Here is a 19,887-nt window from a genome sequence, read left to right on the forward strand (position 1 = left end):
CCTCAGGTGCGGTAGACCGTCGTGCCGTCCACCTCGTCCTTGGACAGCCGACGCAGGAGGTAGAGGCCCTCCATGGCGAATTCCAGCGCGGCGGCGGCGTGCCCGGGGGACTCGTCGCCGATGCCGAGCTGGGACATGATCTTTGCCAGGCCCGGAACGGGGCCGACCCTGCGCAGCAGCTCGCCCGCGGGTACCGCCACGCCCGACTCGACCTGGACGCCCTCGGAGAACTTCTCCAGCAGCGGGTTCAGGTCGCTGCCGCCGAGCGTGCCGCGGAACGTCTCGGCCACCGCCCTGCGCAGCAGGTGCGCGAGCACCTCGGTCTCCCGGCCCTCCTCGCTGACCTCGAACTCCACCTTGCCGCGCAGCGTGTGCACGATCCCCGGCAGGTCGGCGACCCTCGCCACCGCGTGATCCTCGCCGGTCAGCGCCGCACGCCGTACGGCGGAGGCGGCCGCGGTCTCGGCGGCCGCGATGGAGAAGCGGGCCGAGACCCCGGAACGGGCGTCCACCGCGGTGGACTCGCGGACCAGCCGGGTGAAGCGGGCGATCACCTCGATCAGGTGGTCGGGCAGGTCGGCGCCCACCTGGTCGAGCGCGGCCTCCTGGCGGATCAGGACCAGCTCGGTCTCGATCGACAGCGGGTAGTGGGTGCGGATCTCGGCGCCGAAGCGGTCCTTCAGCGGGGTGATGATCCGGCCGCGGTTGGTGTAGTCCTCGGGGTTGGCACTCGCGATCAGCAGGATGTCCAGGGGCAGGCGCAGGTTGTAGCCCCTCACCTGGATGTCGCGCTCCTCCAGCACGTTGAGCAGCGAGACCTGGATGCGCTCCGCCAGGTCGGGCAGCTCGTTGACGGAGAACACCCCGCGGTTGCTCCTGGGGACCAGGCCGTAGTGGACGGTCTCCGGGTCGCCGAGCGTACGCCCTTCGGCGATCTTGATCGGGTCGATGTCGCCGATCAGGTCACCGACGGAGGTGTCGGGGGTGGCGAGCTTCTCGCCGTACCGCTCGTCCCGGTGCTTCCAGGAGATCGGCAGCTCCTCGCCCATCTCGTCGGCCAGGCGGCGGCAACGGACGCACGAGGGTTCGTAGGGATGGTCGTTGATCTCGCAGCCCTCGACGGCAGGGGTCCACTCGTCGAGGAGCCCGGTCACGGTGCGGATCAGCCGGGTCTTGCCCTGCCCTCGCTCACCGAGCAGGACCAGGTCGTGCCCGGCGAGCAGCGCTCGCTCCAGGTATGGCAGGACGGTGTCGTCGAAGCCCACGATGCCGGGGAACCGCGGCTCTCCTGCCCGCAGGCGGGTCAGGAGATTCTCACGGATCTCGGCCTTTACCGTACGGTGAATATGGCCGCTCGCGCGCAGCTCGCGCAGAGTACGTGGCTCTGGGATTTGAGGCACGGGACCGAGCCTACGTCCACAACGCCCGATCCGGCACTCTCATCCCTCTTTCGGATCTTGACGATTGCGTGAGGGACAACGTGAGTGCTTGTCTCCCCAGTGGGGAGAATCGCTCCAAGACAAGGTATCGGCCGGTTCCCCCGCCCGGGAGCCGGGGCACCCCCGGAAGGGGCCGCCACGTGGGATCTTCGGCATTCGCGGTCGCACGGCACTGACGGGCCTCACGCTCTCGGCTAACGTCGGTTCACAACGGTTCATGGCAGGCTTCAGGGCTTCAGGACGGGCTTCGGACGAGATCCGGACGCTCTCCGGCGAGCCACACGACGAGGGACAAGAGGGAGAGGCGAGACAAGTGGCGTTGATGACGAGCCGCTTCGCCGACGGCCTCGCGGTGGGGGCCGATCTGGTCTCCGCGGCCGAGGCGGCGGTACGCCAAGCCCTGTCCGGCTTGTCCGGACCGGCCGACCTGCTCTGTTTCTTCATCTGCGGCGACGATCCCGACGACGTCTCCCGCGCGGGCCTGCGCGCGATGAGCATGGCCCCCGGCGCCGCCGTCCTCGGATGCAGCGCCACCGGGGTCATCGGCGACGGGCAGGGGGTCGAGGTCACCCCCGCGGTGAGCGCCTGGGCCGCCTCCCTGGGCGGGGCCCGGCTGACGACCTTCGCGCTCGACACGCTGAGGGCCGACGACCGCTTCGTGGTGGTGGGTCTGCCCGACCGCGCCCCCGACGATCACGCGGCCATCCTGCTCGCCGATCCCTACAGCTTCCCCACCGACGGCTTCGTCGAGCGCTCCGAGGAGGTCATGGGAAATCTTCCCCTGATCGGCGGCCTGGCCAACGCGATCCAGGGCCGCGGCGCGGTCCGGCTGTTCGCCGACGGGGAGATCCACACCGAGGGAGCCGTCGGGGTGCTGCTCAGCGGTGCCCTCAACGTCAGCACCGTGGTCAGCCAGGGCTGCCGCCCGATCGGCCCGACGATGACGGTCACCTCCGTCGAGGACAACCTCCTGCTCGAACTCGCCGGGCAGCCCGCCCTGGCGCGGCTGGAGGAGATCGTCAGTGCCCTGGACGAGGACGACCGCGACCTGGTCGCCTCGGGCCTGCAGATCGGCGTCGCGATGGACGAGTACGCCGAGAAGCACGAGCGCGGCGACTTCCTGATCCGGGGCGTGCTCGGCATCGACCCCGAGCGGGAGGCCGTGGCGATCGGCGACGTCGTCGAGATCGGCCGCACCGTCCGCTTCCAGGTCCGCGATGCCGCCACCGCCGACGAGGACCTGTACGAGTTGCTGGACGCGCACCGCGCGGAGTTCGGCCGGGTGGACGGCGCGCTGCTGTTCTCCTGCAACGGCCGGGGCTCGGCCATGTTCGGCAGCGCCGACCACGACGCCGTCGCCGTCCGCGACACCCTGGGTCCCATCGGGGTGGCCGGGTTCTTCGCCGCGGGAGAGGTGGGCCCGGTGGGCGGCCACAACCACGTCCACGGCTTCACCGCCTCGGTCCTGGTCTTCTCCTCCCACCAACCGGCCGGCGGCTCCTGACCTCAGCCGATCTTGAGCTGTTCGTCGCCTGAAGTCGGCGATGAGTTTGAGAGTGCCGGACCTCCGGTTCCCGCGACCACCGCGCCGTCCGGACTGTGGGTGCGCTCGTCGTACGATGATCCGCATGTCAGGCACCCAGGTGACCTACGACGACGTGGTCGCCGCGCGTGAGCTGCTGGCCGACGTCGCTCTGCGTACCCCCCTGCTCCACTCCCACGTGCTCTCCGAGATCATCGGCGGGCCCGTCCACCTCAAGTGCGAGCACCTGCAGCGCTCCGGGTCGTTCAAGATCCGGGGGGCGTACGTCAGGATCGCCGGGCTGACCGAGCAGGAGCGGCGTCGGGGGGTGGTCGCGGCCAGCGCGGGCAACCACGCGCAGGGGGTCGCGCTCGGGGCGGGGCTGGTCGGCGCCGGGGCGACGGTCTACATGCCCCTGGGGGCGCCGCTGCCCAAGGTGGCCGCGACCCGCTCGTACGGCGCCGAGGTGCTCTTCGCGGGCGAGACCGTGGACGTCGCGCTGGAACGGGCGCGGGAGCACGCGACACGGACCGGGGCCGTGTTCATCCATCCGTTCGACCATCCCGACGTGATCGCCGGGCAGGGCACGATCGGGCTGGAGATCGTGGAGCAGTTGCCCGAGGTCGGCACGATCGTGATGTCGCTGGGCGGGGGCGGGCTGGCGGCCGGGGTGGCGCTCGCGGTCAAGTCGCTGCGGCCGGGCGTGCGGATCGTCGGGGTCCAGGCGGAGAGGGCCGCCGCCTATCCGGCGTCGCTGGCCGCCGGGCATCCGGTGGAGGTCAGGCCCGCCTCGACGATGGCCGACGGCATCGCGGTGGGCCGTCCGGGCGAGCTGCCCTTCGAACTGATCCACTATCTGGTCGACAGCGTCGTCACCGTCACCGAGAGCCAGATCTCCCAGGCGCTGGTGCTCTGCCTCGAACGCGCCAAACAGGTCGTCGAGCCCGCGGGCGTGGCCGGGGTGGCCGCGATCCTGGCCCACCCGCACGTCTTCGAGCCGCCGGTGGTGGCCGTGCTCTCCGGGGGCAACATCGACCCGCTGCTGATGGCGAAGGTCCTCAGGCACGGCCTGGCCGCCGCCGGGCGCTATCTCACCCTGCGGGTCCGGCTCTCCGACCGGCCGGGCGCGCTGGCGGCGCTGCTGTCGCGGCTGGCGGAACTCGGCGCGAACGTGCTCGACATCGTGCACGGGCGGCTGGGCATGCACCTGGGGGAGGTCGAGGTCCAGCTCCAGATGGAGACCAAGGGGCCGGTGCACTCCGAAGAGGTGCTGGGCTCCCTGCGCGTCGAGGGATACAAGATCATCGTCACGTGAGGGCGCGGCAGTGGACGGACGACCTTCCCGGCCAGGACGACCGCCCTGACCAGGGCGGCCTTCCTACCAGGTGGTGGGCTTCCTCGCGGTGAACAGCCAGGCGTCGAAGAGGGCGTCGAGCTTCTTGCCGGAGATCTTCTCGGCCATCGCGACGAATTCCGGGGTCGTGACGTTCCCGTACCTGTGGGTGGTGTTCCACTCCTTGAGGAGCTTGAAGAACGCCGGATCGCCGATCCGCTGCCTGAGAGCGTGGAGCGTCATGCCGCCCCGGGTGTAGACGGAGTCGTTGAACAGGTCGTCGGGCTTGGCCTGGCCCGGGGTGTAGCCCCAGATGGGATCTTCGGCCCCGGCGCCGTAGTGCCTGCGGAAGAGCTGCTCGGCGGTGGCCTCGCCCTCGTGCTCCGACCAGAGCCACTCGGCGTAGGTCGCGAAGCCCTCGTTGAGCCACAGGTCCTTCCAGCGCGTGATGCTGAGGCTGTCGCCGAACCACTGGTGGGCGAGCTCGTGGGCGATGATGGCGTCGTCGGGGTCGAACCCGCCGTACATGGGCTTGGTCTGGTTCTCCAGCGCGTAACCGGCGGGGAAGTCGTCGACCACGCCTCCGGTGGAGGAGAAGGGGTAGGGGCCGAAGACCGTGCTCCAGTAGTCGGTGACCCTGCCCGACACGTCGTACAGCTTCTTCAGCGAACCGCGGAACCTCGGATCGACGGCCGCCAGGTTCTTCACACCCCCGGGGGTCGTGCCCTGGAGCATCTCGAACCTGCCCAGCGTCACGGTGGCGAGGTAGCTCGCCATCGGGTGGCTCTCCCGCCACTGGAAGGTCGTCTTGCCCTCGGCGCTCTTCGGCGTGCCGACGAGCTCGCCGTTGGCCAGCGCGGTCAGCCCGGCGGGAACGGTGATCTCGAAGTCGTAACTCGCCTTGTCCGAGGGGTGGTCGTTGCCGGGGAACCAGGTCTTGGCGCCGTTGGGCTGGCAGGTGACGAACGCGCCGTCCTTGGTCGGGATGAAGCCGTACGTGCCCAGGTTGGAGGAACCCCTGACCGGTTTGGGCTCACCGGCGTACGCGACCTCGACGGTGAACGCGGCGGCGTTCGGGATGAACGCGGCCGGGGTGACGCTGAGCTCGGTCCCCGCCCTGCCGAAACTCGCGGGCTTGCCGTCCACGGTGACCCGGCTCACGGTGAAGCCGGAGAGGTCGAGGTTGAAGCTCGCCAGGTTCTGGGTGGCCCGCGCCTCGATCCTGGTCACTCCCGACAGGTGCTTGGAGGGCGGGTCGTAGCTCAGCTTGAGCCCGTAGTGGCCGACGTCGTAGCCGCCGTTGCCGTCGGTGGGGAAGTCGGGGTCGCCGATCCCCGCGGTGCCGGGTGCGGCCTCACCGCCACCACCGCCACCGGCGACGACGTCGGAGGCGACCGGCTTCACGGAGCCCGTCGGCGGGACGCTCTCCCCGTTCGACGTCGAGCAGGCGACCGTGCCAACGGTCGCGAGCGTGCTGAGAAGAGCGGCGGTCGCCGCGGCCAGCCGTTTGGACGCCATGCGTTAAAGCCCCTTTCCCGGCCGGACGGCCGAGCCCCGTGGAATGGCACACTACGCGACCGACCTGCGTCGATCAGGCGTCTATGACAAGCGTCTTGGCGGCGAGGTCGTGCACGGCCTGCTTGCGTGGGTGGAAAAGGATGAAAGCCACATCTATCCAGCCCAGGCAGCAGGTGGAGTACATCAGCCAGGAGACCAGTTCGCGCAGCGCGACCTGTCCGACACCGGCCCTCCGCCCTTCGGTGTCCGTCACGCGCAGCCGAAAGATCTTCTTGCCGAGCGTCTGCCCGTTCCAGTAGGCGGTCAGCAGCCAGTAGTACAGGAAGCCGATCACCGTGACCAGGAAGGTCTCCGCGTAGGGTACCTGCACCGACAGCCCGCTCGCGGCGCCCGTGACGGTGTTGACGGTCCGGTAGGTGAAGGGCGAGGAGATGAGCCCGACGATGAGAAGGTCGAGGATTCCCGCGAAGAGGCGGCGCCAGCGGCCTCCCAGCCTCATGGCGTCCGAGGGGGGAAAATCACCGGGCGGATACCCCTCGGCCGTGTAGCCGAAGACGGGGTCGAACCCCCGGCCGTGTTCCCTGCCATGGCCCGGACCGAGGTCGGAGCCGAAGCCGGGCCCCTGGCCGGGGCGGGGATCGTGCCCGGGGCCCGAAGCGGGGTTCGAGCCCTCGTGGCCCGGCCTGAGCGGCTCGGGATCGGACCACGGGTCCGATCCCCGGTCATCCGGCGGTGGCGGTAGTGATCCCATCCAAGGATGATCACCTCAGGGGCGCCATCGCAAAGCCAAGGACGGTTATCGTGTTCCTTTCAGTGCGGAGACCTCGCCTTTGGACGTGGGGAGGAAGCCGGTTACAGGTTGCCTCGCAGGTCCTGCTCGCGCTCGATCGCCTCGAAGAGCGCCTTGAAGTTGCCCTTGCCGAAGCCGAGTGAGCCGTGCCGCTCGATCAGCTCGAAGAACACCGTCGGACGGTCCTGCACCGGCTTGGTGAAGATCTGCAGCAGGTAGCCGTCCTCGTCCCTGTCGACCAGGATGCCGCGCTTCTTCAACTCCTCGATCGGCGCGCGGACCTCACCGATGCGGGCGCGCAGCTCCGGGTCGTCGTAGTAGGAGGCGGGGGTGTCCAGGAAGCTCACACCGGCCTCGCGCATGTGGTCGACCGTGCTCAGGATGTCGTTGGTGGCGAGCGCGATGTGCTGAACGCCGGGGCCGCCGTAGAACTCCAGGTACTCGTCGATCTGTGACTTCTTCTTGGAGATCGCCGGCTCGTTGAGCGGGAACTTCACCTTGCGGGTGCCGTCCGCGACCACCTTGGACATCAGTGCCGAGTACTCGGTGGCGATGTCGTCGCCGATGAACTCCGCCATGTTGGTGAAGCCCATGACCCGCCGGTAGAACTCCACCCACTCGTCCATCCTGCCGAGTTCCACGTTGCCGACGCAGTGGTCGACGGCCTGGAACAGGCGGCCGTTGCGCACGTCGGGGGCCGCCACCAGGGGCTTCGCCGCGACGTAGCCGGGCAGGTACGGGCCGCTGTAGTTGGACCTGTCGACCAGGGTGTGCCGGGTCTCGCCGTACGTCGCGATCGCGGCCGTCACCACCTTGCCCTGGTCGTCCTCCATGACGTGCGGCTCCACGAGCCCTCGCGCGCCCTGGGCGAGCGCGTGGGCATAGGCGGCCTCCACGTCGGGGACCTCGATGGCGAGGTCGATCACGCCGTCGCCGTGCTCGGCGACGTGGCGGGCGACCCCGGTGCCGGGCCGCACCGCTCCCCGGAACTCGAACCTGGCGGAGCCCGAGGTGAGGACGTACGCCACCTCGTCGCGGCTGCCGTTCTCCGGGCCTCGGTAGGCCACGAGCCGCATGCCGAACGCGGTGGAGTAGTAGTGGGCGGCCTGCTTGGCGTTGCCTACCGCGAAGACCACGCAGTCCATACCGTTCACAGGAAAGTTGTCGCTCATGCGAATACTGTCTGTTTTGTTGGGCTGTTTGTGCAACACTGTCTTCGAAGACCAGACAATATGCACACCTACTCGCCGTCCATCGCGGAGCATCTGTACATCATGACGATCGACCAGCTCGACGCCCGGCTCATCGCCCTGCTGGCGGCGGAGCCCCGGCTGGGGGTGCTGGAGTGCTCACGGCGGCTCGGTGTGGCGAGGGGGACCGTGCAGGCACGCCTCGACCGGCTCGCCGCCCGGGGGGTGGTCACCGGGTTCGGCCCCGACGTCGACCCCGCCGCGCTCGGCTACGACGTGATGGCGTTCGTCACCCTGCAGATCCGCCAGGTCAGCGGGTACGATCCGGTCGCCGATCAGCTCGCCGCCATTCCCGAGGTGCTGGAGGTGCACACGATCACCGGCGGTGACGACATGCACTGCCGGGTGGTGGCACGCAGCAATGCCGACCTGCAGCGGGTAATTGACCTGATCGTTGACGTCCGGGGCGTGGTCAGAACCTCGTCGGTGATCGCCTTGGACACCCCTGTGCCATACCGTGTTCTGCCTTTGGTGGCCGATGTCCCGCGCAAGGGGAGGGGCTAGCCGTACCATGCCAAGCAGGGGCCAGACACCGTTATCCATCGTTTACCCTTAACGGTCCGCAACCGTCGGGGGTCAGCGGCGGGTCCTATCGGGGGGTCACGCGTGTCAAAGGGCGGGACGAGCAGTCGCAGGAGGAAACTCCTGAGAATCACACTCATCGTCTTCGGTGTCGGGATCATCTCGGCGATCGGCCTGCTCGGGGTGGTGTGGGCGATCACTCCCATCCCCGACAGCACGCAGCCAAGGGCCACCGCGCAGGGGTCGGTGATCTACTACCGTGACGGCAAGACCGTGCTGGCCAGACAGGGCGTCAACCGCAAGAGCGTGACCCTCGACAAGGTGCCGCAGAGCCTGCGGAACGCGGTCATCGCCGCGGAGAACCGCTCCTTCTACGAAGACCAGGGCGTCTCCCTCTCCGGCACCTTCCGCGCCATGTGGTCCACGATCAGCGGCCGGCAGCTCCAGGGTGGCTCCACGATCACCCAGCAGATGGTCCGCAACTACTACAGCGGTCTCAGCCAGGAACGTTCCATAATCAGGAAACTCAAGGAGGTCATGATCTCCTTGAAGGTGGACCAGTCGAAGTCGAAGGACTGGGTGCTGGAGCAGTATCTCAACACGATCTACTTCGGCCGGGGCGCCGACGGGGTCCAGGCGGCGGCCGGCGCCTACTTCGGCAAGGACGTGAGCAAGCTGAGTGTCGCCGAGGGCGCCTACCTCGCCGCGGTGATCCAGCAGCCCTCCAGGTTCGCCGACCCGCGGGGCCCCGACCTGCACGCGGCGAGGGACCGCTGGAGGTCGGTGGTCGACGGGATGGTGGCCACCGGGGCCGTCACCTCGGAGGAGGCCGCCGCGCTGACCTTCCCCACCCTCCGCAAGCCCAAGGCGATCTTCGCGCCCAAGGGGCAGGAGGGCTACATGCTCGACCAGGTGACGGCCGAGCTGAAAAACAGGGGCTACACCGACGAGGTCATCAACCAGGGCGGGCTGAAGATCGTCTCGACCTTCGACAAGAACCTGATGGCCGCCGCCGAGCGTGCCGTCACCTCGATCCTGCCGGACGACACCCCCAAGAAGGTCCGCACCGGGCTCGCCGCCGTCGACCCCGCCACCGGTGAGGTCGTGGCCTTCTACGGCGGACGCAGCTACGCCGCCAACAAGTTCGACAACTCCTTCTCGGCCAAGGTGCAGGCCGGATCGACGTTCAAGACGTACACGCTGGCCGCGGCCCTGGACAACGGCTTCGGCCTCGACACCAGGGTCGACGGCAACTCCCCGCTCAGGATCGCCTCCGCCGACATCCCCAACTCGGGCGGCTACTCCTACGGCGAGGTGAACCTCGTCAAGGCCACCCAGAGCTCGGTGAACACCGCGTTCGTCGACCTCGGCCAGAAGGTCGGCCTGAGCAAGGTCGTCAAGGTCGCGGAAAGCGTCGGAATCCCCCGCAAGCAGCTCGACCCGCACCGGGGCGCCGCCACGCTCCCACTCGGCGTGGCCTCGGTGAGCGCCGTGCAGAACGCCTCGGGCTACGCCGCCTTCGCCGCCGAGGGCGTCCACCGCGAAGCCCACGTGATCCGTTCGGTCACCGACGCCGAGGGCAACGTCGTCAAGAGCTCGACCAAGGGCAAGCGTGCCTTCGGCGAGCAGGCCGCCGTCGACGCCACCTACGCCCTCACCCAGGTCGTGGAGGGGGGCACCGGCTCCGCCGCCCGCCTCTACGACCGTCCCGTGGCGGGCAAGACGGGCACCACCGACGAGTCGGCGGCCGTGTGGTTCGCCGGGTTCACCCCGCAACTGGCCGTGGCGGTCGACATGTTCCGTGACGACAACAAGCCGGTGACGGTGAACGGCAGTGCCCTGTACGGCGGTTCCTACCCCGCGCAGATCTGGCGGGCCTTCATGACCGAGGCGATGGAGGGCAAGCCGGTCAAGGAGTTCAAGGAGCCGTCCAACTACGGCTACGCCCCGTACGACTACAGCTCGGGCGACCAGCACGGCGACGACCAGACCGGCGGTCAGGACACGACCACGCCCGGCCCCGACGAGGCGGCCACCCCCGGCCCCGAGCAGAGCGCCACCCCCGATCAGCAGACTCCAGGCCCCGACCAGACCTCGGCCCCCGAGGACACCGGCAGAGGAACGGACGGTCCCGGGCCAGGCAGGGGTGAGGACCTCGGCGGCGATGGCGGCGGAGGCAGCAGGGGAGACCGAGGAGACAGGGGCGGTGACTTCGGTGTCGACGACCTGGGCCGCAGGCTCGGCGACCCCGGCCTGGGCGAATGACCCGGTCCGGAAACCGAACCGGTCGGTGTCTTCCACCTGCTGGTGACGTCGACCATGCCACCCGCACCTGATGAAGGAACGGCCGGTCGAGTTCTCCTCGCTGACGCCGTGCCGGTCCTTACGGCATCGACCCCGCAGTGGTTTCTTACGGCATCGACCCTGAAGTGGTGCGTGAGACACGCGTCAGCTACGGCGATCGACCCTGAGCGGTCCCGTCGCCAGGGCTTCAGCACCGGAGAGCGCGCTGGGCGGCCGGAGAGTGAGCGACTACGGTCCGCACACGGTACGGCGGGGTGGAGGTGCGCGGAGGTGGGTGGGTGTTCCGGCCGGCGTATAAAAGCCCGCAACCGTCGCGCCCGAGCAGGCCGGAGGCCTGAAACGCCGGGGAGCAACTGAGACGGCCGGCCGGAGCACCCGCCCACCGGAGCGCGCACCTCGGATCAGCCGGAAAACAGCCGCAGCGCACACCCGACCCACCCGCAACCCGAGCTGACCTCGGCCGGGACAACCGACCGCGATCCGGGCATCCGAATCCGGCCAGGCGACCGCTCCGCCCGGCCGTTGATCCCGGTCTGCCGTTACGCCTCGCCCGCCAGCTCGGCTCGAAGGGCCTCGGGGGTGGTGACGGGCATCCTGCAGGTGAAGCCGCGGCACACGTACGCCGCAGGCTCGCCGCCCACCAACCCCCGCCCGCCCAGCAGCGGAACCTCCCCGAAACCGGATCCGGAACCCGGATCGCCGAGCGCCAGCACCAGACCCGGTAGGGGAGACAGCAGGGCGGTCCTGTGCAGGGCGGTCGTCACCGGATCGCCCGCCGGGCCCACGATCGCGACCTCGATCGGACCGGACAGCGCGGCCTGGGCCGCGGCCAGCCCCCACCCGGCGAACCTCGCGTGTTTGCCGGCCAGCACGGTGACCGTGCCCAAAGCCGCCTCGGCGGCCTCGCGGTGCCTGGCCGAGCCGGTCAGCGCGGCGTACGAGAGCAGCGCGCCCGCGGCGGCGAACTGGCCGGACGGCGTGGCGTTGTCGGTCGCGTCCCGTGGGCGCTGGAAGAGCGGTTCGGCGTCGTCGGCGGTGTCGTAGAACCCGCCGGAGCCGTCGGAGAACCGCTCCAGGACGGTGTCGAGCAGCGCCTCGGCCCGGTGGAACCAGCGGACCTCGCCGGTCACCCCGTACAGGGTGAGCAGGCCCTCCGCGAGGTCGCCGTAGTCTTCCAGGACTCCGGCGTTGGCGCCGGCCCTGCCGTCGCGGGAGGTGCGCAGCAGCCGGTCGCCGTCCACGTGGAGCTCGTCGACCAGCACGGCCGCCTCGCGCGCCGCCTCGACGAGGTCCGGCCGCTCGAACAGGGCGCCGGTCTCCGCGAGGGCGGCGATGGCCAGGCCGTTCCAGGCGGCCACCACCTTGTCGTCCCGTCCCGGCCGCACCCGGCGGGACCTCGCGGCGAGCAGCGCGGAGCGTACCCGGGCGAACCGCTCCTCCTCGCCGGGGTCGGGGTCGGCGAGGAGCTGCAGCACCGAGGTGCCGTGCTCGAAGGTCCCGGTCACCTCGAACAGCTCGATCGCCCAGAGCCCGTCCTCCTCGCCGAGGACCTCACGGAGCTCCTCGCGGGTCCAGGCGTAGAACTTGCCCTCCACGCCCTCGCTGTCGGCGTCCAGGGCGGAGGCGAAACCCCCCTCGGGGGTGCGCATCTCGGCCAGCAGCCAGTCGGCCGTCTCCAGCGCCACCCGCCTGCCCAGCGCGGAGCCGGTGGAGCGCCACCAGTGCGTGTAGACCCGCAGGAGCAGGGCGTTGTCGTAGAGCATCTTCTCGAAATGAGGAACCACCCACTCGGCGTCCACGCTGTAGCGGGCGAAGCCTCCGGCGAGCTGGTCGTAGATGCCACCCCGCGCCATGGCCTCCAGCGTCCGCCCGGCCATGGAGATCGCCGCTTCGGCGGTCGCCCGCCCTCCGTCTCCCTCGGCCGCCGTCGCACCCTCGGCCGCCGCGCCCCCGGTGGCCGCGCCGTACCGCAGCAGGAACTCCAGCGCCATCGACGGCGGGAACTTGGGTGCCCCGCCGAAACCGCCGCGGACCGGATCGAAGGACTCGGCCAGGTTGTGCACGGCCCGGGTGAGCGTGTCCGGCGTGGGAAGCGGCCCGGACGGCAGCGCCGACCGCTCGTTCAGCGCCTCCACGATCTTCGAGCCCTGTTCCAGCACGGCCTCCCGCTCGCCGGTCCAGGCGTTCGACACGCCGGTCAGCAGCCGCTGGAACTGCTGCCTGGGAAAGTAGGTGCCGGTGTAGAAGGGGTGGCCCCCGGGGGTGGCGAAGACCGTCATCGGCCAGCCACCGTGACCGGTCATGGCCTGGGTGGCCGCCATGTACACCGCGTCGACATCCGGCCGCTCCTCGCGGTCGACCTTCACGTTGACGAAAAGCTCGTTCATCAGAGCGGCCGTGGCCCGGTCCTCGAAGGACTCGTGGGCCATCACGTGACACCAGTGGCAGGCCGAGTATCCGACGCTGATCAGCAGCGGCACGTTCCGCCGGGTGGCCTCGGCGAACGCCTCCTCACCCCATTCGAACCAGTCAACGGGATTGTCCGCGTGCTGTAACAGATACGGGCTCGTCGCGTCCTTCAAACGGTTCATGGGAGTCCTTTCTGGCGGGCGACCGGCACTGAAGCAGGAACCCTCACGGGTGACCGTGGGAATCGCCCTCGTTGACGAGCTGACGACGGGGAGGAGGCCGGGGCCCTTTCCCGCGTGCGCGGTGCGTGAACGGTGGGTCCTCCTGTCAGTGGTGCCGGTCGCAGCTCTTTCCCGCGTCGCGGTGTGTGATTCCTCTCGCGAGGTGCGCGGAGGTCGCGCGTCGTGGTTCTTCCCGCTCGCTGCCCCTCACACCAACCCCGGAGGGGGACGACGCCGCGAGCGCGGGCGGGACACCCGTCGCGCGGTCGCCATCGCCATGATCGATTTCCGTGCGGCCGTGGTCGAAATTTTAGGCCGTGAGCGACGCACCCGGGTGCGTCGCTCACATACGCCCGCCGGTGGTTCTGGTGAGGTTTGCCGGGGAACCCCGCCACATCCACGGGCGGAGCGGTCCCTCTTCACGGTGAAGCGGCGGGTCGGCGGGCGGCATGTGATCACGGACCATGTTGACCCGTACGTGGAACGGACAGAACTGACCGGGCGCGAGCCGGGAACGAGGGGGCCGTGATGACGAACGAACCGAACGAACCGAACGAACCGAGGGCGAGGGGGCCGTGATGACGAACGGACCAAACAAGCCGAACGGACCAAACAGGCCGAACGGACCAAACAGGCCGAACGGACCGGACAGGCCGAACGGACCGGACAGGCCGAACGGACCGGACAGGCCGAACGGACCGGACAGGCCGAACGGACCGGACAGGCCGGACAGGCCGGACAGGCCGGAAGGCAAGGCCGGTGCCGGGCGGATCGCCCTGCCGGGCGCGGTGCTTGGCGTCGGGCTGGGAGGGTTCGTCGACGGCATCCTGCTGCACCAGATCCTGCAGTGGCACCACATGCTGTCCAGCACGAACACCGACAACATCGGGGTGAGGTACTACCCGGTGGACACCGTTCCAGGGTTGCGGATGAACACGCTGTGGGACGGGCTGTTCCACGCGTTCACCTGGCTGGCGGTGCTGATCGGTCTCGGCCTGCTGTACTCGCGGGTCCTGCACTCCCGTGGCCGGGTGTGGAGATCGCGGAAGCTGTGGGGCTGGATCCTCGTGGGATGGGGGGTGTTCAACCTGGTGGAGGGCGTGATCGATCACCATCTGCTGGGCATCCACCACGTACGGACCGGGCCGTACCAGACCTGGTGGGATCTGGGATTCCTGCTCCTGGGCGCGCTGCTGGTGCTCGGCGGGTGGCTGTTGCAACGCGGTGGCGATCCGGTCGAACTGTGCGACGAGGGCGGGCGTACCCCCGCCGCGCCGACGTCGTGATCGCCCTGCCCCAGGGGACGCACGGGGGTCACGGGGTCCACGGGGGCGACCTGGTGGCGGCACTGCCGCCGACGGTCCTCGCCGTGGTGGCGGTGGGATACGTGCTTCTGGCGGTGCGGCGCGGCCGTGAGCCCAGGGGCTGGAGCCGATGGCGGACGGCGGGTTTCCTCACGGGCGTCGCGCTGGTCGTCGCCGCCGTGACTGGCCCCGTCGCCGCGTTCGCCGGGACGGACTTTCGCGGGCACATGCTGCAGCACCTGATGATCGGCATGCTCGCGCCGCTGGGCCTGGTGCTCGCGGCCCCGGTGACGTTGCTGCTGCGTTCGCTGTCGCCGGTCCACGGGCGGCGTGTCGGCGCGGTGCTGCGCAGCCGGGCGGTGCACCTGCTGACCGACCCGTGGATCGCGCTGCTGCTCAGCGTGGGGGCCATGGTGGCGCTGTACTGCACGCCGCTGTATCGGATCACCTCCACCGGCGGGCTGCCGCACCACCTGACGCACCTGCATTTCCTGCTGTCCGGGTGCCTGTTCGCCTGGGTGATCGCCGGTCCCGATCCGGCGCCGCGGCGCCCTTCGGTCCCCCTGCGGCTGGTCGTGCTGGGGGTGGCGATCGCCGTACACACCGCGTTGTCGCAGCTGATGTACGCCGGACTCCTCGTCGACGTGCCGGTGCCGGCCGAACAGCTGCGCGGAGCCGCGGAGATCATGTACTACGGCGGCGACATCGCCGAACTGCTGCTGGCGTTCGCGCTGGTCAGCACCTGGCGCCCCGCGCGGGCGGCCGGCCGTGCCGGCCCCGGATCGAGCCCTGAATCGGGTCCCGGATCGAGCCCTGAGGCTTTCCCGGCGGGCCCGGCGTCCCGGTACGGGAGGTGACACCGGGCGGGAAGGTGTGTTCGCGGCGCTTCGGGCGTAGGCTCACTGGGCGTGGATCTCGACTTCGTCTGTGTGCACGCCGGAAGGGCGGCTTCCGAGCTGACCCGGCGTGATGTTGCCCGCGCGCTGCTCGCCGTGCCGTCAGGGGTGGCGCTGGTGGCGCTGCCCGATCTGAGGCGGGCGCTGCTGGCGACGGGAAACCCGCTGTCGGTGCCCTTCTGGGACTCCGCGAAGGCGACGCTCAGCGCGATCGAGTCCGGCGCCGCGACCGTGGGGGATGTGCAGCGCTGGATGGAGTCCACTGGCACCGAGCCGCTCCTGCTCACCCCGAGCTTCTTCGTCTGGCCCGAGGAGGACGAGCGGGGGCCGGTCGGCGAGGAGATGTTCCGCGGGCTCGTCGCCCACCTGGAGGAACGGGTCGCGGCGGGGGAGATCGACCCGGACGCGCTCGCCCGGGGCGACGAGGGGGCGAGGGAGGCCTACGCGGACCTTCAGGAGCGCTGGCTCACCAGCCCGCTGCCCGACGGCCGGGTCCCCGGGACGGCGGTCTCCGACGAGCAGGACGAGGAGCTGTTCGCCGCCTGGGACGAGGAGGAGGCGTTCGCCCTGAGCGAGTTGCGGCGCATCCTGGCCGAACTGCCCGCCCCCGAGCGGCCCGTCAGGGAGTTGCGGGCCGCGGCGAGCAGGCTGCGCGAGGTGCTGGGCAGGCCCGGCTATCCGGGCAACGTGCTGCGGGCCTGTGCCGGGTACGAGGGGGAGCCGCTGCCGGCCGACGACGAGGAGCTCTGGCTCACCGTCACGGCGGGCATCGCGGGGCCGATCTCCGACCTGTCGGAGGAGGACGACCGGCTGGAGATCTTCTCCGATCTGGACGGGGAGCTCAGCCACGAGGACTCGGTGCTGGCCGCCCTGTGCGCGATCCACCACGCCGACTGGCTGGCCGTGGTCGCCGCCCTGGCCAGGCGTGGCCCCGGGGTGCTGGCGTCCCCCGAGCGGATCGCGAGGCTCATCGCCGAGTCGGAGGACATCGACGTCGATCTGGACGAGCCGGAGGACCTGGAGGCGGCCGAGACGCTCTTCAGCTCGGTCACCCCGCTCTGGGCGTGCCTCGGGATCGTCGACAGGACCGAGGTGCTCACCTCGCTGGGCCGATGGGGGCTACCCAAGGCGCTGGAGCGCGCCTGGTCCTCGACGGACACCCTCGGCGACTGACGGGGACGCTCGCGTACGGACCCCGTACGACCGGGAGGAAGCCAGGATTCCGACGCGTGCCCGTACGGCTCAGGGGAGCCCTCGTGAGCCCGCCGGGGCCAGGCCGCGGCGCCGTCCGGTGACCGGCGACCCTCGGGTGACCTTCCGCCCTCGATTCCCGGCCACCGACTCCCCGCTCTCGGTTTCCGGTGCGAACCGCGAGGTCAGGCTTCCTCGTCGAGGAGGTCGCGATAGCCCTCGGGCACCAGATCCCGGTATTCGGGGTGGCGCCGGATGTAGCGGGAGATGAACGGGCAGAGCGGCACGACCGACCGTCCCGACGAGCGGCTCGCGTCGAGGGCGGCGGAGGCGAGCCTGCTGCCCAGGCCCTTGCCCTCGTGCTCGGGGAGGATCTCGGTGTGGGTGAAAATGATCTTCCCGGCGCGCAGGCGGTACGCGGCGAATCCGGCGACCTCGCCCTTCAGCAGGATCTCGAAGCGGAGGGCCTCGGGGTTGTCGGAGACCTCGATGTCGTCGGCCATGCTCGTCCTCGCTCGTTCTCGGGGGTTATCGATTCGGCCCACTGCCGTGCGTGTCGCACGGCGGCCGGTCGGGGTCGTGGGGCCGGGGATGTGGGCGATCACCCCGGGCACGCCGGAGGTGCGCGGGGTCGTCCGAGCTGTCGGGGCTAGGGAGCGGTCGGCGTCGTGGTGGTGACGTCGGTCTTCTGCTCCCTCAGCTCGGCCTCGGAGGGGACCTCGATCCTGGAGATCTGCTTCCTCATCGACTTGACCAGCATGTAGAGGGCGAACCCCAGACCGGCGATGACGAGGAAGCCCAGGAGGCCCGGACTGACGTCACCCTTGGTGACGATGTCGAATGCAATCACATGTCAAGTTTGCCACCGCCACCCCATGGTCGCGTCAGTGGCAGGCGTGCGAGACCGTGTCCGCGGGGACCTCCGCGTGGACGCCCGTGAACAGGTCGTCCTCGGGAAGCCCGACGTCCACGAGCGATCGGGCCAGGTGGTAGTCCTCGGTCGGCCAGATCTCGCGCTGCAGGTCGCGCGGGCAGACGAACCAGAAGCCGTCCGGGTCGACCTGCGTGGCGTGCGCGAGCAGCGCCTCGTCGCGGAGTTCGAAGTAGTCGCCGCAGGGGATCCGGGTGGTCACCGGCCACTTCTGCGGGCGATCTTCCCAGCGGGAGATCCAGTCGGCGTACGGGGAGCCGATGCCGCGGGCGTTCATCGCTTCGTGCAGCGCCTCGAACCGGTCCTTGGTGAAGCCCATGTGGTAGTAGAGCTTCATGGGCTGCCAGGGCTCGCCGGTGCCCGGGTAGCGGTCGGGGTCGCCGGCCGCCTCGAACGCCTCGACCGAGACGCGGTTGGTCATGATGTGGTCGGGGTGCGGGTAGCCGCCGTCGTCGTCGTAGGTCAGGATCACGTGCGGCCTGAACTCGCGGACGGCCGCCACCAGCGGCGCCGAGGCGATCTCCAGCGGCTGCAGGGCGAAGCAGCCCTCGGGCAGCGGCTCGCTCTCGTCCTCGGGCAGGCCGGAGTCGACGAAGCCCATGAAGCGCTGCCGCACGCCGAGGATCTCGCGGGCGCGCTCCATCTCCAGGCGCCGGACCTCGCCGATGTTCTCAAGAATCTCCGGGCGGTCCATCTTCGGGTTCAGGATTGACCCGCGCTCGCCTCCGGTGAGCGTACAGACCAGCACGTCCACGCCCTCCGCCACGTAGCGCGCCATGGTGGCGGCGCCTTTGCTCGACTCGTCGTCGGGATGCGCGTGAACGGCCATCAGCCTGAGCGGTGCACTCACGGGCTCGGTGTCTCCTTATGTCGGTCGCGCGTCGGATCGTCGTCGGTCGCCTCGCGGACGGCCCGCCTGGCCGTGTCTTCCGCTCCGCTCGACGTGGTGCCCCCGCGCGCCCTCGGCTTACGTCACTCTAGGGAGAGGTTAGTTTCTCTTGGGCGGTCGCGAGGGCGAGGCCCTCGCAGGGGACAATTGTCTCGGATAACACCGAGGTAGTGCAGGGAGATTCCGTCATGGCCACCAGCGAAGCCGAGAAGGGCCGTCGGGACGGTCCCGTCCTCGGCACCCCGGGCGACTTTCCCGACCGCCCGGAGCGCAGGGGGCGTTTCGTGGTGCACGCCGTGATCGCGATCCTCTGCGTCGTGTGCGCCGGGGGGTGGGGCTACGTGATGTGGGCGGCGAAGGGGGACACGGAGGTGATCGACCAGGTCATCGCATTCGACACCAGTCGCGGCGATTCTGCGCAGATCACCTTCGAAGCGGTCAAACCATCCGATCGCGCGGCGCTCTGCCGCCTGCGGGCCACCGATGTCAGCCACGTCGAGGTCGGCAGCAAGGAGGTCAATATTCCGGCTGGTGAGGGGTATGTTCGGCTTACCGAACGGCTAGAGACCAGTGCTCGGGCCACTTCCGTTCACGTCCAGTACTGCTATCTCGTATAGTGAGACATTTGGGGAGGCGGTTGAGGGGTTAACTTGTTAGCCTTTCGAGATTCGACCGACAGCAACCCCCCAGGCACCAAGCACGAAGCCCCCGAGGAAGCAAGGAGAACCCGTGGCCGACTCCCACAACGAGAGCGTCACCTGGCTCACTCAGGAGGCGTATGACCGCCTGAAGGCTGAGTTTGAGCACCTCTCGGGGCCCGGGCGCGTTGACATCGCCAAGAAGATCGAGGCGGCACGCGAAGAGGGCGACCTGAAGGAGAACGGCGGCTACCACGCCGCCAAGGACGAGCAGGGCAAGATGGAGGCCCGGATCTTCCATCTCCGCCAGATCCTGGACAGTGCCAAGGTCGGTGAGGCGCCCCGCACCGAAGGCGTGGTCGGCCCCGGAATGACGGTCACCGTCCGCTTCGAGGGCGACGACGAGGAGGTCGCCTTCCTGCTGGCCTCGCGCGAGGAGAGCGGCGCCCCGATCGACGTCTACTCGCCCAAGTCGCCGCTCGGTTCGGCGATCAACGGCAAGAAGATCGGCGAGAAGGCGACCTACACGATGCCGAACGGCCGTTCCAACACGGTCGAGATCCTTGAGGCCGTGCCGTACATCGGCAACTGACCTCCGCGAACCCTGATCGATTCGCTGATCCGCCGGGACGGGCGTCCCGGCGGATTGCCGTGTGCCCAAAGATTTGACAGGCTTTCGCAAAACTTGTGGCTGCATTGCAGATTGGGTGCTTTTCGGTGGGTTTGCGTG

Annotated in this window: 18 protein-coding genes; 9 read left to right on the forward strand and 9 right to left on the reverse strand. The window is 69.7% G+C overall.

The genetic code is table 11. The features are described from left to right. Nucleotides 1-2: 2 nt before the first annotated feature. Nucleotides 3-1,400 carry a sigma 54-interacting transcriptional regulator gene (locus tag AB0B96_RS14725; protein ID WP_350949980.1) on the reverse strand — a complete coding sequence of 466 codons (1,398 nt, stop codon included), beginning with the start codon at nt 1,398-1,400 and terminating at the stop codon, nt 3-5. A 361-nt stretch (nt 1,401-1,761) separates the two neighbouring features. Between AB0B96_RS14725 and AB0B96_RS14730 the strand changes: the two genes are divergently transcribed. Continuing rightward, nucleotides 1,762-2,943: an FIST N-terminal domain-containing protein gene (locus AB0B96_RS14730; protein ID WP_350950017.1), complete on the forward strand. Its 1,182-nt coding sequence runs from the start codon at nt 1,762-1,764 to the stop codon at nt 2,941-2,943. A 124-nt stretch (nt 2,944-3,067) separates the two neighbouring features. Then, complete coding sequence (gene ilvA, locus AB0B96_RS14735) at nt 3,068-4,276, forward strand: threonine ammonia-lyase (protein WP_350949979.1); 1,209 nt, start codon at nt 3,068-3,070, stop codon at nt 4,274-4,276. A gap of 63 nt (nt 4,277-4,339) precedes the next feature. Here ilvA and AB0B96_RS14740 read toward each other — a convergent pair whose 3' ends face one another. The 3 genes from AB0B96_RS14740 to hppD all read right to left on the reverse strand — a co-directional run bounded on the left by AB0B96_RS14740 (nt 4,340) and on the right by hppD (nt 7,774). After that, nucleotides 4,340-5,812, reverse strand: coding sequence for a M1 family metallopeptidase (locus tag AB0B96_RS14740; RefSeq protein WP_362898869.1), 1,473 nt, complete (start codon nt 5,810-5,812; stop codon nt 4,340-4,342). 73 nt (nt 5,813-5,885) lie between these two features. Then, complete coding sequence (locus AB0B96_RS14745; RefSeq protein WP_362898871.1) at nt 5,886-6,563, reverse strand: RDD family protein; 678 nt, start codon at nt 6,561-6,563, stop codon at nt 5,886-5,888. Between the two features lie 101 nt (nt 6,564-6,664). Further along, nucleotides 6,665-7,774 (reverse strand): 4-hydroxyphenylpyruvate dioxygenase, encoded by a 1,110-nt coding sequence (gene hppD / locus AB0B96_RS14750; RefSeq protein ID WP_362898873.1) that lies wholly within the window; start codon nt 7,772-7,774, stop codon nt 6,665-6,667. Nucleotides 7,775-7,876: 102 nt separating this feature from the next. On the opposite strand from hppD, the gene AB0B96_RS14755 reads away from it, so the two are divergent. After that, nucleotides 7,877-8,356, forward strand: a complete 480-nt coding sequence (locus AB0B96_RS14755; protein ID WP_362899194.1) for an Lrp/AsnC family transcriptional regulator — start codon at nt 7,877-7,879, stop codon at nt 8,354-8,356. Between the two features lie 102 nt (nt 8,357-8,458). Continuing rightward, nucleotides 8,459-10,639: a transglycosylase domain-containing protein gene (locus AB0B96_RS14760; protein WP_362898875.1), complete on the forward strand. Its 2,181-nt coding sequence runs from the start codon at nt 8,459-8,461 to the stop codon at nt 10,637-10,639. Between the two features lie 578 nt (nt 10,640-11,217). Here AB0B96_RS14760 and AB0B96_RS14765 read toward each other — a convergent pair. Both AB0B96_RS14765 and AB0B96_RS14770 read right to left on the reverse strand, forming a co-directional pair. Beyond that, on the reverse strand, nt 11,218-13,269 hold the full coding sequence (locus AB0B96_RS14765; RefSeq protein WP_362898877.1) for a thioredoxin domain-containing protein: 2,052 nt from the start codon (nt 13,267-13,269) through the stop codon (nt 11,218-11,220). A gap of 382 nt (nt 13,270-13,651) precedes the next feature. Continuing rightward, nucleotides 13,652-14,062: a hypothetical protein gene (locus AB0B96_RS14770; RefSeq protein WP_362898879.1), complete on the reverse strand. Its 411-nt coding sequence runs from the start codon at nt 14,060-14,062 to the stop codon at nt 13,652-13,654. Between the two features lie 34 nt (nt 14,063-14,096). On the opposite strand from AB0B96_RS14770, the gene AB0B96_RS14775 reads away from it, so the two are divergent. The 3 genes from AB0B96_RS14775 to AB0B96_RS14785 are packed head-to-tail and all read left to right on the forward strand — an operon-like array spanning nt 14,097 to nt 16,681. Continuing rightward, nucleotides 14,097-14,594, forward strand: coding sequence for a DUF2243 domain-containing protein (locus AB0B96_RS14775; RefSeq protein WP_362898881.1), 498 nt, complete (start codon nt 14,097-14,099; stop codon nt 14,592-14,594). Next, complete coding sequence (locus tag AB0B96_RS14780) at nt 14,552-15,469, forward strand: cytochrome c oxidase assembly protein (protein WP_362898883.1); 918 nt, start codon at nt 14,552-14,554, stop codon at nt 15,467-15,469. The genes AB0B96_RS14775 and AB0B96_RS14780 overlap by 43 nt, the downstream gene beginning before the upstream one ends. A 51-nt stretch (nt 15,470-15,520) precedes the next feature. After that, on the forward strand, nt 15,521-16,681 hold the full coding sequence (locus AB0B96_RS14785; protein WP_362898885.1) for a hypothetical protein: 1,161 nt from the start codon (nt 15,521-15,523) through the stop codon (nt 16,679-16,681). 203 nt (nt 16,682-16,884) lie between these two features. Here AB0B96_RS14785 and AB0B96_RS14790 read toward each other — a convergent pair whose 3' ends face one another. The 3 genes from AB0B96_RS14790 to mca form a co-directional block, all read right to left on the reverse strand. Next, nucleotides 16,885-17,202: a GNAT family N-acetyltransferase gene (locus AB0B96_RS14790; protein ID WP_350950387.1), complete on the reverse strand. Its 318-nt coding sequence runs from the start codon at nt 17,200-17,202 to the stop codon at nt 16,885-16,887. 146 nt (nt 17,203-17,348) lie between these two features. Further along, nucleotides 17,349-17,549 carry a hypothetical protein gene (locus AB0B96_RS14795; protein WP_350950386.1) on the reverse strand — a complete coding sequence of 67 codons (201 nt, stop codon included), beginning with the start codon at nt 17,547-17,549 and terminating at the stop codon, nt 17,349-17,351. Between the two features lie 34 nt (nt 17,550-17,583). Beyond that, a complete protein-coding gene (gene mca, locus AB0B96_RS14800) occupies nt 17,584-18,480 on the reverse strand; it encodes a mycothiol conjugate amidase Mca (protein WP_362898887.1) in 897 nt (298 codons plus the stop codon). Between the two features lie 227 nt (nt 18,481-18,707). On the opposite strand from mca, the gene AB0B96_RS14805 reads away from it, so the two are divergent. Together AB0B96_RS14805 and greA are read left to right on the forward strand one after the other, a co-directional pair. Further along, nucleotides 18,708-19,136, forward strand: a complete 429-nt coding sequence (locus AB0B96_RS14805; RefSeq protein ID WP_350950306.1) for a DUF4307 domain-containing protein — start codon at nt 18,708-18,710, stop codon at nt 19,134-19,136. Nucleotides 19,137-19,248: 112 nt separating this feature from the next. Beyond that, entirely contained in the window at nt 19,249-19,749 is a 501-nt protein-coding gene (gene greA / locus AB0B96_RS14810; RefSeq protein ID WP_350950305.1) for a transcription elongation factor GreA, read from the forward strand. The last annotated feature ends 138 nt before the right edge of the window (nt 19,750-19,887 follow it).

The sequence above is a fragment of the Streptosporangium sp. NPDC049046 genome (genome assembly GCF_040649155.1).
Lineage (GTDB): Bacteria > Actinomycetota > Actinomycetes > Streptosporangiales > Streptosporangiaceae > Streptosporangium.

Coding starts and splice junctions, on each gene's coding strand:
- AB0B96_RS14765 (WP_362898877.1), bottom strand. CDS start 13,269: ATGAACCGTTTGAAGGACGCGACGAGCCCGTATCTGTTACAGCACGCG.
- hppD (WP_362898873.1), bottom strand. CDS start 7,774: ATGAGCGACAACTTTCCTGTGAACGGTATGGACTGCGTGGTCTTCGCG.
- AB0B96_RS14730 (WP_350950017.1), top strand. CDS start 1,762: ATGACGAGCCGCTTCGCCGACGGCCTCGCGGTGGGGGCCGATCTGGTC.
- AB0B96_RS14755 (WP_362899194.1), top strand. CDS start 7,877: ATGACGATCGACCAGCTCGACGCCCGGCTCATCGCCCTGCTGGCGGCG.
- AB0B96_RS14740 (WP_362898869.1), bottom strand. CDS start 5,812: ATGGCGTCCAAACGGCTGGCCGCGGCGACCGCCGCTCTTCTCAGCACG.
- AB0B96_RS14790 (WP_350950387.1), bottom strand. CDS start 17,202: ATGGCCGACGACATCGAGGTCTCCGACAACCCCGAGGCCCTCCGCTTC.
- AB0B96_RS14745 (WP_362898871.1), bottom strand. CDS start 6,563: ATGGGATCACTACCGCCACCGCCGGATGACCGGGGATCGGACCCGTGG.
- AB0B96_RS14805 (WP_350950306.1), top strand. CDS start 18,708: ATGGCCACCAGCGAAGCCGAGAAGGGCCGTCGGGACGGTCCCGTCCTC.
- ilvA (WP_350949979.1), top strand. CDS start 3,068: ATGTCAGGCACCCAGGTGACCTACGACGACGTGGTCGCCGCGCGTGAG.